9 protein-coding genes and 2 pseudogenes are annotated in these 11887 nt (G+C 36.4%); all 11 read left to right on the top strand.

The window, feature by feature from the left end; all coding sequences use genetic code 11:
• On the top strand, positions 1-178 hold a 178-nt coding region (locus JCM10596_RS31480; protein ID WP_148302630.1), incomplete at its 5' end, for an SDR family oxidoreductase.
• Positions 175-1797, top strand: a complete 1623-nt coding sequence (locus tag JCM10596_RS17450) for a lantibiotic dehydratase (RefSeq protein WP_025028235.1) — start codon at positions 175-177, stop codon at positions 1795-1797. The genes JCM10596_RS31480 and JCM10596_RS17450, both read left to right, overlap by 4 nt.
• 2 nt (positions 1798-1799) lie before the next feature.
• The gene (locus tag JCM10596_RS17445; RefSeq protein WP_025028234.1) at positions 1800-2858 is read left to right on the top strand and encodes a hypothetical protein; all 1059 of its coding nucleotides are present in this window, start codon (positions 1800-1802) and stop codon (positions 2856-2858) included.
• Entirely contained in the window at positions 2852-4003 is a 1152-nt protein-coding gene (locus tag JCM10596_RS17440; protein WP_025028233.1) for a hypothetical protein, read from the top strand. The genes JCM10596_RS17445 and JCM10596_RS17440 overlap by 7 nt, the downstream gene beginning before the upstream one ends.
• Before the next feature lie 19 nt (positions 4004-4022).
• Positions 4023-4784: a class I SAM-dependent DNA methyltransferase gene (locus JCM10596_RS17435; protein WP_025028232.1), complete on the top strand. Its 762-nt coding sequence runs from the start codon at positions 4023-4025 to the stop codon at positions 4782-4784.
• Positions 4785-4846: 62 nt separating this feature from the next.
• The gene (locus JCM10596_RS17430; protein ID WP_025028231.1) at positions 4847-6052 is read left to right on the top strand and encodes a hypothetical protein; all 1206 of its coding nucleotides are present in this window, start codon (positions 4847-4849) and stop codon (positions 6050-6052) included.
• On the top strand, positions 6007-6480 hold the full coding sequence (locus JCM10596_RS17425) for a hypothetical protein (RefSeq protein ID WP_025028230.1): 474 nt from the start codon (positions 6007-6009) through the stop codon (positions 6478-6480). The genes JCM10596_RS17430 and JCM10596_RS17425 overlap by 46 nt, the downstream gene beginning before the upstream one ends.
• The gene (locus tag JCM10596_RS17420) at positions 6477-8441 is read left to right on the top strand and encodes a TOMM precursor leader peptide-binding protein (RefSeq protein ID WP_025028229.1); all 1965 of its coding nucleotides are present in this window, start codon (positions 6477-6479) and stop codon (positions 8439-8441) included. The genes JCM10596_RS17425 and JCM10596_RS17420 overlap by 4 nt, the downstream gene beginning before the upstream one ends.
• A 34-nt stretch (positions 8442-8475) precedes the next feature.
• Positions 8476-9363: a thiopeptide-type bacteriocin biosynthesis protein gene (locus JCM10596_RS17415; RefSeq protein WP_025028228.1), complete on the top strand. Its 888-nt coding sequence runs from the start codon at positions 8476-8478 to the stop codon at positions 9361-9363.
• A gap of 159 nt (positions 9364-9522) precedes the next feature.
• Positions 9523-10670 (top strand): annotated as a pseudogene (gene hemW, locus JCM10596_RS26220) (radical SAM family heme chaperone HemW).
• 139 nt (positions 10671-10809) lie between these two features.
• Positions 10810-11849, top strand: a pseudogene (gene hrcA / locus JCM10596_RS26215) (heat-inducible transcriptional repressor HrcA).
• Positions 11850-11887: the final 38 nt, after the last annotated feature.

Raw genomic sequence — 11887 nt, 5'->3', positions numbered from 1 at the left:
AAATCAATCTTTTCTATATAATTCTTATTTTCAAAAGGAAGCACTGGAACAGATTCCTCTAAATAAATACGCTCTACCAGTTGATGTTGCTAATGGAATTGCTTTTCTCATGAGTGAAGAGGCGAATATGATTACAGGCCATAACTTGGTCATTGATGGGGGGTGGACAATCAAATGAGGCAGTATCAGACGGAAATAGGGATGGGAAGAGGGGCAGCGAAGATGAAAACTCTCACATCTCCAATTGTATTAGTGCGAAAAACGGCTTTGTCAGCTTGGTATTGTTACAAATTTGGGTCAAAAGATTTGCACACTAATTTGATTATTCTAGAGGAAATCAGATCTAGATTAGCAGAGAAAAAGGAAGAGGTGGTAGAACATATAGAAACAAAGGTGAAACAGGCAGATTCAGATAAGGATAGGAAAACGCTAATCAATTTGAAAAGAGATATATTTAATTTACGTCAAAAATGTATTAATTCAATAGAGGAGCATCTTGGTACGCTTAAAAAATATGACCTAGATCATGTAGTAGAAAGTTTTAAAGCTCATTATATGGAACTGTTAACAAAAGAAAGTGAAGTCAATTTTCAATATGAGCAATTATATCATCATGAAAGAAATCATATAGTCAGCACATACAAAAATAATGTGGAGCTTTTTAAGGCATTGAAATTTATTCACCCCACAATTATGGATAAATCCAGAAATTATTTCTCAAAGCCAGTGGAAGAGCACAATGCCAAGTTGAGAAAGTTAGACAGTACACTAGCTAAAGTTTTAACACGAGCGGCTCATAAAACGAGTCCATTTAGTACGCTTACCTATGTTGGAGTAGGGTATTGGAGTCAAAAGTCTGCTCCTGAAGAGGGTGGGGCAAACGTAAATACTCATTATACAGTGACTCGATTTAATCAGGCCTATATTCTTAGGGCGTTTGAAAAGATGTTAACCTATCCCGAATTTCAAAAGAAAGCTACATTTGGTTTTGTAGATACCTTAGTTTTATATGAGGGGAAATTCTACTGGACGATCTTGATTGATCAACCGGAAATCAGGAAGAAAGTATATAAGACAGTGGATAGTATGATTACAGTGAATGCCGCTCCATCGTTGGTATCATTTTACCATAAATTTACTTATAAGAAGAACTTTACTCTAGATGAAGTTTTCTCCTTTTTTAGGGAGGTAGGGTATCCGGAGGAGAAAATATATGAATTATTTAAAAATTTATTTGATAGACAGTTTATTGTTCCGGCTGTTTATTTACATCAACAGAGCGATTGTATAATAGAAGAATGCATTCGTGTCATTGAAGAATTAGGAGTGGAAGGGGAACGGGTAGAATACATTCTAGCTGTGTTAAAAAAAATTAAGGAAGAGTTAATGATATTCGATCGACTTGATAATATAGAACAGTATGAAAGCTTCAAACGAATCGAACATCAGTTTTTGGATTTGAGTAAATATCTAGAGTTGGATCATATAACTGGTAAAGAAGTGCTTTATCAAGATGCCTTGATGACAGAAAAAGAGATATTTCAACCGTCTAATTGGGAACAAGTAAATGAATCTTTGCTTGCATATCAGCAATTTACGAAGCTATTTGATGTTGCGGCTAGATTTCAATTGATTATGGGAGAAGCATTTTATAAACAGTTTGGAAATAGAAGAGTAAAGGTAAGTGAATATGAAGAACAAATTTTAGATGTCATTCTCAATGAAGTGATCAATCGTAAGGATTTATGGGCACTCAGTATTGAGCAGGATAATGAGCAATATGAGAGCATGAAGTAAATATGTTAAACCATCTAAAAAACGAGTTTCTTCAAGAGTTCTTAACTTTACATAATGGGGAGAAGAAGCAGATCAACGTTACTTCTGATATATATCAAAAGTATACAGATCGTTTGCCTGAGGCTATGCATAAGCACGAAAGAACAAATAGCTTCTTTATACAGAAGACAGAAGAACAGGATCAAAGCGTTGTTATCAATAATTTTTATGCAGGGAACCTAGTTTTCTATCTGCGATTTATCAAGAATTTACAAGGGGTAATGAACCATTCTGAATTACAACAGTATATAGAAGAGGTTTTGATTAAAAAGAACTATCTCGATATTTTTCTAAGCTATGGATTCAATGCGAATCTTAGACCTGCAATTACAGCTAACTCAATTAATTTATCAAATAATAGGTTCATTGATAAAAGCAGGTTCAATAAGGTGTTCGATTGGCACGACATAGAGTTTCAACTAAATCCAGAAACAAAGAAGCTAGAATTATTTGTTGAAAATGAGAAAGTCAATATCTATTTTTTTGGAACCTTAATGGTAAGAATGATTCCTTCGGTGGCAGCGACGTTGCATCTATTATCTTTTAGCGGTGTTCTCTTTCAAGATCTTGGATATGTACTAATAAATGATTATCTAAAAAAAGTAGAAAATCAATTCTTCGTCAAAAGGTTTCCAAGGATTACATTCAATGATCATTTAGTTATTGCTAGAGAACGATGGTTGGTTAACAAGTCTGCTTTTGAAGGTATATTGCAACTTGAAGGACTTGCTCTGATACAAGAGTTAACCAGTTGGTTGAGGGCGAACCATATACCGACCAGAGCCTTTGTCTTTATTTATTTAGATTCCAACAGTGCACAGGAGGATATTAATACTGAGAAACCACAGTATATGGATTTTACGAGTCCAATCCTTCTTGATGTGTTGAAAAAAATGGTGCAGGATCAAAAGTATTTTATTATCGAAGAGGTCCTCCCAGATATGGGGAGTCAGGGAAATCAGGAGGAGCATGTCAAGGAATATGTATTTGAACATACCATATTGGAGGCGGAAAAATGTTAATCAATAAAGAATGGAAGGAAATTACCAGCTACGTCTATGATAATTCGATGATTAAAAGCGTTCTCTTGGATAAAATCAACCTCCTGAATGAGCATTTAGATAAAATAGACCATTTTGTTATTCACAAAGGGTGGATCTATGGTTCTCACGTAAAAATGATCTACACACTAAAAAAGGATGTGAACCCAAGCTTTGATGTAGTATTCAGAAGCGAGGTAGAATCTACGTTAGAAAAATATCGTGATGTTCCAATAGAGATTGACTTTCAAAAGAAAGAGAATATCTATAAGAGGATCGCCTTGCTGGAAAACTTCCAAGGAACCTTTTTGCCGCTTAGACCTCACCTCTCAGTATACAGTCAGGATTTCGATATTCAATCGATTCAAACCATATATGATAAAGAAATATACTTAATGATTGAAGAATTGAAGTCCAGATTTATCTCTTCTATGTACCAAGACTATTATTCTTACTCAGAAGAGGAAAAAGATATTTTTCTTGTCAAATTGATGGTTATTATGACGGATGTAAAGGATCCCACGAATCACTCAAGTGAAATAGGTAATGATGAAATAAAGTATCGATATTTAACGTTTAGATCTCATTATGAAGGGTTTGTGGCTCAATTAAAAGCAAATGACACACCAGCTAATCAAAAAATTAGAGAGGAACTACATCGTGATTCGAAAGAAATGATTCATTTTATTGATCAGGAATTCCCACTATTTTTGAATTCGTTTAGAGAAAACTTAGTCGGTTACGAGGAACGGGATAAGAAGTACCTTGTAGACTGGAGCCATGTAGTACAGAGCTTTTTGAAGATTTATGCAGAGGCTCTAGAAACAGGGAAGGTTGAAATGAATGAGTTTCAAGGTATTGATCGCTTCCTAGATCATAACAAAGAACATTTAAGTGAGTTCCACAAAAGAATTTTTTCCGATCAAGAATTTAAGGAGTTTTTTGGCTCTTTTGCAATCCTAAAGCATCGATTTTCCATTAACTCTTTCTACTCCCTGCTTCCGATACTTAGTGTTTCTCCGTTACGAAAACATAAATTGTGTAAAAATGTAGCAAAAGGCGTAGAAGGATACTATAAGATAAATTACTCAGATATTATTGATGAATTGATAACAGATATCTCATGAAATAAGAAGGGGTGATATTATGGAAAAATATGGACATGTTTTTGCTACTATCTATAATAATAACTTTTCTCAGTTTGCAGATGATACTTTCACACAAATCTATTCGTTAATTGAGCAACAAGAAATCAGCCTGCAAAATAAGAACATTTTAGATTTATGTTGTGGAACGGGACGTTTATCACTTCATTTTCTAAGAAAAGGATTTAATGTAACAGGAATTGATATTTCAGAACATATGTTGACCTATGCAATGAAAAATGCAGAGAAATATATTGAAGCTGGACAAGCGCAGTTTATATTAGGGGATGCGACAAACTTTGCTTTAGACCAACATTATAGTTTGATTGTATCAACGTATGATGCACTAAATCACTTGGAAAACGATGAAGCCTTGCAAAGTTGTTTTAAATGTGTGTATGACGTCTTAGAGGAAAAAGGAACCTTTGTATTCGATTTGAATACTAGACTAGCTCTTACTACTTCAGATGGGTTGAGTGTACATGAAGATCAAAATAGTTTATTTATTACTAAACGACAATATCATCCTTCCTTCCAAAAAGCGTGCACGGTTTTTAGTGGGTTTGTAAAACAAAAGAATAATGACACCTATGTGAGGTTTCAACAGATTGTGTATAATACAATCTTCGAATTGGACAAGGTGAAAAATTACTTATTAGATATAGGATGGAGCAAAGTTGACTTTACACTAAGTCATGATCTCAATCAGGTTCTAAAAGATCCAGAATCGGTACATCGAGTCTTCGTTATTGCTAAAAAATAAACTCGTTCCAGCCATTTGATATGGCGGATAAGGAAGACGATTCGAGTAGAGGAGATGAGAGAATGCTACAAACTAAAACATGGTATAAAAACAAAACATGGTTTTTTTTGCACGGTAAGGTTATCTACATAAGAAAATGGAATAAAACATACAAAATTTCGAATAAAGCCTTTGTTGACTTAATGGAATATGTCTTTCCAGTTATTAAAGAACAGGCTGTGACAAATGAAGACTTTGAAAAATATTGTGAGGACAATAAATATAAGCAGTTTGAAGTAATAAAGGAAAAAGTTCAAAGCATTTTGACCAATCAATATATTGTCGATGAAGAAGCCTTAAAAACTCCCTCTCCTCAACTAATCATTCTAGATGATGAACGTTTAGAGAAGAAGTGGATGTTCAAGAGATATACCAATGTGATAGTGAGCAAGTATCAAATTCATCAAGAAAAAGCAGTTGGTTCTAAGGGGCCCATTATATTGTTAATCAAATCAATAGAAAAAGTACAAGAACAAGTAGAACATTTATTTGAATGCTACCGAGGGCTGGAGAAACTATCTATTGTATTCCCTTTTCAACAAGAAGTCATTCTCTATCAAGGTACACTAGAAGGGTTAATGAATCTCGTGAAATTTTTGACCTGTTTTGAAACGAATGAAGACATCCATCCACCTCATTTAGATGCCGCGTTGTATAAAGCTATATCACTGCTACATGATTCCAAAAATCAAGATGAAAAAGTATTCAGGATAGATCTAAGTACATCACAGATCTTCACCGAAATGATTTATTTGCTCGATCCTTGTGAATACAGATCAGATAAAACAAATCTGGAAGATATTACTTTTGAACCAGAGAAAGCCCATCATATTGTCATTTTCCAATTAAACAAGCTAGTAAAATCACTCCCTTATCTTATTGAAAAATTAGAATATGGGAAGCTGCAACAAGTGCCGTATAAGGTGGCTTCATGTAGCTTTAGGGTAAACGGTCAGAAAAACAGAATCTATGTAAGTGGAGAGAGCCCGCAAGAGGTGTACAAAGATGCTTTTCGACAAGGGCTTACGAAGGTACTCCAAATGTCGGATGAAAATAAAAAAGAAATCGGTCAGTTCACGAATTGGGTTGTTGCTGAAAAGCTAGAACAGATATACACAGAGGGAATCATTCCTTTAGTGTTTCAATATGTGAGAGAGCATAGTCCTGAAAAAGCTAAAAGCTGGTGCATCCACCTAATGAAATTAGAGATCATATCATTGTTCGTTTAATACAGGAGGTACAAGAAAATAGATTTGGGGATCGATTCAAGTTTAAGATTGACGCTATACCTCATGCGGGTCTGTATGAAATAAGTCTAATAGATCAGGATAAAGTGCTGTGGAAACGATACGATATTCATCTCAAGGAAGCCTTGTTTGCGGGATTAGTTCAACTCTATGGTTTATTCTATCAAAATGAGAGTATAACTAACGAGATGTTAACAGAGAAAGATTCAGGCTATTATTCAGTACAGGAAGCCCTAATAGATCAGGTGCTTGATGGGGCAGCAAGCAAAGATGTACTCACACTTGTTTCAGACGTACTCGATCAGATGGGATGTCGAATTGAATTAGTGGAATGGAAGTATAATCATTATCTAAAAGAAGCAGGAATGAGCTGTTACAAAATACTGATGGGCATGGAGGAGAGTTCATGAATCTGTTTGTTCTAAACAATGGAAGTTACTTGATGGACACACTCATTCACCAGATGACGCTCCATCAGGTGGAGTACACACTAATCAATGATTATCAGGATGTACCCAGAGGAAGTATTCTGATAGGAATGTATGATTTTTTTGATTATTCTTACGAACGAGAAGTGACCAAGTATTGTCATCAAAGTATACCCTATATTCGAGCCAATATGTTGTTGGATCAAGCCTTCATCGGACCAGTATTAGATCAAGATAGTGCTTGTATTGATTGTCTTTATCATTCTCTCGTTGCCAATAATCATGATAGTCCGATGATCTACATGAGAAATATTCCTTATCTCGGTGAGATAGATGATACAGTTTTGCTACCCTGGCCTTCCTATTTTACTGACTATATATGTAGGCAAGTGATGGATGCTATAGAAGAGATACAAACAACAGGAAAGTGTTCGTTTAGTAATAGAGTAATTGAGTGTAAGCACGAGCCCTTTGATCTTATCAATCATTATATGGACAAGGATGAGCAATGCTCCACCTGTAGTACCCTCCCAGATGATAATCCAGAACTTGCCATGATTAAACTAACAGGCGGCAAGAAACTAAGTCCTACAAAGCATCGGTTGAGAGAAGCACCAAATAGTTCAGTGTTAAAGAGATTACTTGTAGATAAGGATACAGGGAAATTAAAGCACATCTACAAAGAAATAGAATCCAAGTTTATTCCTATGCTAGGTACAGAAAGTTTCGGAAAAAAAGGTAACTTAGATCATGCCTTTGGCAGAAGCTATGATTACCATTCCTCTGAACAATTTGCTCTTTTAGAATCGTTAGAACGGTACTCTAATATTAATAACAAAAAATCAGTGTCTCATATTTATGGTTCCTATAATCAGTTGAAAGATAAAGCAGTTAATCCAAGGAGATTGGGTCCTCATGCTAAAGAACAAGTATCCTATAAAGGGTATGAATATCCAGAATATCATGATGATTTAGAGTATTACTGGGTTTGGGGATGGTCGATGAAGGAAAATAAAGAAGTTTTAGTGCCAGAACAAATGGTCTACTATGGTGATAACTTAATTAGAGAAGGAACGACTCGATTTGTCTATGAAACATCAAATGGCTGTGCTCTCGGCTCTTCACTTGACGAAGCAATGCTGTATGGATTATTTGAAATGATCGAGAGAGATAATTTCCTTGTTTCTTGGTATAACAAATTAGAACTTGTTGAAATAGATGTTGAGAAGTCAAATTTGAAAGACGTACTTCAAATGAAGTTGTTTCTAGAGGATAAAGGATATCGATTGCATTTCTTTGATATGTCGATGGAATTGAAGGTGCCGAGTATATGGGGAATGGTTATAGATAGTAAAAGAAATGCCATTGTAAAAACGTATAGCGCAGCAGGTGCACACTTTAATCCGGAGAATGCCTTAAGGGGAGCTATGATTGAGGTGGTTAGTTCTCTTCCAGTATATGAAAAGATATTTCTAGACTCTGATCTTCAAGAGCGTAGAGATTTGATGTACTACAACTCGGATGAAACAACAAAGTTTGAAGACCACGTGCTTCTATACTCGCACCCTGAGATACTGGAACGCTTTGACTTTCTATTTAATGGGAAGGGTGGAAAGGCATCTTTGCAAGAACTATTTCCAGAATGGTACAAAGAAAAAAAATTTCATCATGATGATTTAAAGGATGATATAGATTGTCTACTACGTAAGGTTTTCCACTATTATGATGACATCTATGTAGTCAATTTAACTGGTGAACTATTAAAAAAGACAAATTTAGCTTGTGTCAAAGTATTCGTTCCAGGGATGTTGACCATGAGCTTTGGACATCAATACCGTCGAATCATTCTCGATAGAGTCCTTCAGGGTCCCGTATTAGCTGGTCGAAGAACAAAGCCTATTGAAGTAGAACACATGAACCCTTTCCCGCATCCGTTCCCATAAGGAATTGAGAGCAAATGATGAAAGGAGATAATATATGGATCATCAGTGGATTGCGTACCATGCCTTTTTCCACAATGTAGAACACTATGATGAATTAATATGTAGGGTGATTAAAAAATTTGAAGAATATAGAAAGAACGAAAAAATAGAAAAATGGTTCTTTATCAGATATTGGGAAGGGGGACCACATTTACGTTTTCGTATGCTGAATCCAAAATCAAGTGAAATAGAAAATGATATAAAGCAAATGATCACAGAATATATCGTTGAACACCCAAGTGAGCATAAATGGACAAAAGACGAATACTACAAAAATCATAAGTTTGATGGAGAAGCTCTAGAATTAGATCAACTAACATGGCATGAAGAGGGAGAAGTGGTTCAATACGAGTACATTCCGGAGATAGATCGATATGGTGGAGAGAAGATGATGCCATACAATGAAACCATGTTTATGTATTCAAGCTTCATGGTCTGGAAAATGATTGAAGCCAGTCAAAACAATTTTTTGAAGAAAGTGTTGTACTCCTGTGGTATTACCTATCATTTGATGAACCAATTACGAGAGGTTTACCACCAAAATGGGTTAGAACCGTATACAGACTTCTATAAAAAATTATGGCAATCATTTAGGGACCATAATGAAAATGAACAAAAAATTTATGAATTCCTTTCCAAGAATAAAGGTGCTATTGTTAAGGTGATTGGCATGATGAACAACTCCTTAGAATTTAAAGAGATGATAGGTAGTATGAAAAAAAAACTAGAGGTCATTGCAGAGGAAATAAAGGATAAGGAATATCTAGATTATATCGTTGCCTCACATATTCATATGACAAATAACAGATTAGGAGTCCCGCCAGTCTATGAATATTTTATTGCTGAAATCTTAGGGAGTATGGCTTCTGAGGAAGAAATCTAAGATGAATGTAGAACTAAAAAGGCTACATGGTAAGGATGATATTTCCTGATCAGTAGCCTTTTTCTTCTGAAAAAAGTGAAAAGATTTGGTATGATAGATAGAATGAAATGTAAATACTCGTACAATCGTACATGAACCAAGATAGAAAAGAGTGACAACATGGCTCAATCCGTTTATATTCACATCCCTTTTTGTAGTCGAATTTGTCCCTATTGCGACTTTAACAAATATGTAGTCAAGGGACAGTCCGTTGAAGACTACCTCCATGGACTGCAACAAGAAATGGAACGTACAGCTTTACAGCATCGACCTGAACAAATCAAAACATTGTTTATAGGCGGGGGTACACCCACTACACTAACCCCTAAGCAAATGGACTTTTTGCTGGAGAGCGTGTATCAATCGTTTCCTACCGTATCTGAGGGGGGAGAGTTCACCGTCGAAGCCAATCCTGAGTCAATGACAGAAGAGCTTCTTGCCGTCATGAAAGCAGGGGGAGTCAATAGACTCTCTATTGGCGTGCAAACCTTTGAGCCCTCCTTGTTGAAAAAACTGGGCAGGATGCATACTCCTCAAGAGGTGTACACAGGGGTGGAGCTAGCTCAAAAAATAGCTTCTCCAATATTTCTCTAGATCTTATGTTTGGCTTACCAGGTCAATCGCTTTCGATGTTTGAAGAGAGTCTAGAGCAATTTAGAGCCTTAGAATTGCAGCATCTCTCTGCCTACAGCCTCAAGGTAGAGGAAGGGACGTTTTTTCATACCTTGTATCGTAAGGACAAATTGCCGCTTCCTACAGAAGAAGAAGAGGTTCAGATGTATGATTTCCTGATGGAGAGCATGGCAAAACAAGGGTTTTCCCAGTACGAAATTAGTAATTTTGCGCTTCCGGGCTACGAAAGCAAACATAATTTAACCTATTGGAGAAATGAAGAGTATTATGGTGTAGGGGCGGGAGCTCATGGGTATCTGAGAGGGATTCGTCATGTCAATGCGGGTCCGTTAAAGGAATACTTACACTTGATTGAAGAAGGAGGGCTCCCTCAGATTGAAACCCATTCGGTCACTCCTAGGGAAGCGATGGAAGATATGATGATCATGGGGCTTCGTACCTCAGAGGGTGTGTCCAAAAACACCTTTTTTGAAAAGTATCATATTTCTTTGGAGGAGATCTATGGTAAAGAGCTTGAAACCTTACTCCAAGCAGGGCTTCTTCAGATAGAAGGAGAGCGATTCTCTCTGACTAAAAAGGGGAAATTCCTTGGCAATGAGGTTTTTGCAACTTTTTTACGAGAAGATCATGTGTAGGATTGACATTTATTAAGGGTTTTGGTATTTTTGTATTAGAATTTAGCACTCATAAGAACAGAGTGCTAACAAACCTACAAACATCCTAGGGAATGGATGGATGGAATAAGGAAAAATCAATGAAGGTGGGTGTGACTAGATGTTATCAGACAGACAAAAATTTATCCTACAAGCCGTGATTGATGATTATGTGCGTTCGGCAGAGCCTGTTGGTTCCAGAACCATTTCAAAACGAAGTGATGTCACATTCAGTCCAGCGACAATCCGCAACGAAATGGCGGATTTAGAAGAGCTGGATATTTGACTCAGCCCCATACTTCAGCAGGACGAATTCCATCCAACAAAGGATATCGCTTTTATGTAGATCATCTTATTAAACCTGAAAAGCTATCTATAGAGGATGTTAATAGAGTAAAAATGGTGTTTGCAGAACAGTTTGTCGAATTTGAGCATCTTATTCAACAAACAGCGTCTGTACTTTCTGAATTAACGAACTACACTGCTATTGTCCTTGGTCCTGATGTGTTCAATACAACGCTAAAGCATATTCAACTCGTGCCTCTAAGTCCGGATTCTGCGGTCACGATTATTGTCACCAACACGGGTCAGGTAGAGAATCGAAAAATCTCGATTCCAGAGGAAGTTTCGATTTCCGATATGGAGAAGCTGATTAATATGCTCAACCATAGGCTAAAAGGTGTACCTATTTATCAGTTAAAGGCAAGGTTATACTCAGAGATTGCAGATGAACTAAAGAAGCATTTTACCCAATACAAAGAAGCGTTACAGGTTTTAGAAAGAACCTTCACTCCTGAAAAAGAGGATCGTATCTTTCTGGGAGGAACCACCAATATTTTTGCTCAGCCAGAATTCCGAGATGTGGAGAAGGTTCGAAGTTTATTTGAGCTGTTAGAGCAGCATGAGCGATTGCAGGGAGTCATCTCGGCTAACCAAAGCTCATCGGGTATTCAGGTGAAGATTGGTCAAGAAAATGTGGATGAAGCAGTGACTCATTGCAGTATTATTACGGCATCCTATTTTATTGAAGGAAAATCAATGGGACAGTTAAGTATTTTAGGTCCAACTCGAATGGAGTACCGTAAAGTCATTAGTTTACTTGAATACTTAACCCATGACTTAAGTAGTATTTTGAATCACCTGTATAAAAGAGGGACGTAAGGGCTGTTCCAAATGACAACGTGAAGGATTACTTCAAA

The organism is Caldalkalibacillus mannanilyticus JCM 10596 (assembly GCF_000615945.1).
Classification (GTDB): domain Bacteria; phylum Bacillota; class Bacilli; order Caldalkalibacillales; family JCM-10596; genus Bacillus_AT; species Bacillus_AT mannanilyticus.
The sequence above is the reverse complement of the archived record's forward strand: the minus strand, read 5'-3'. Positions and strand labels throughout refer to the sequence as shown.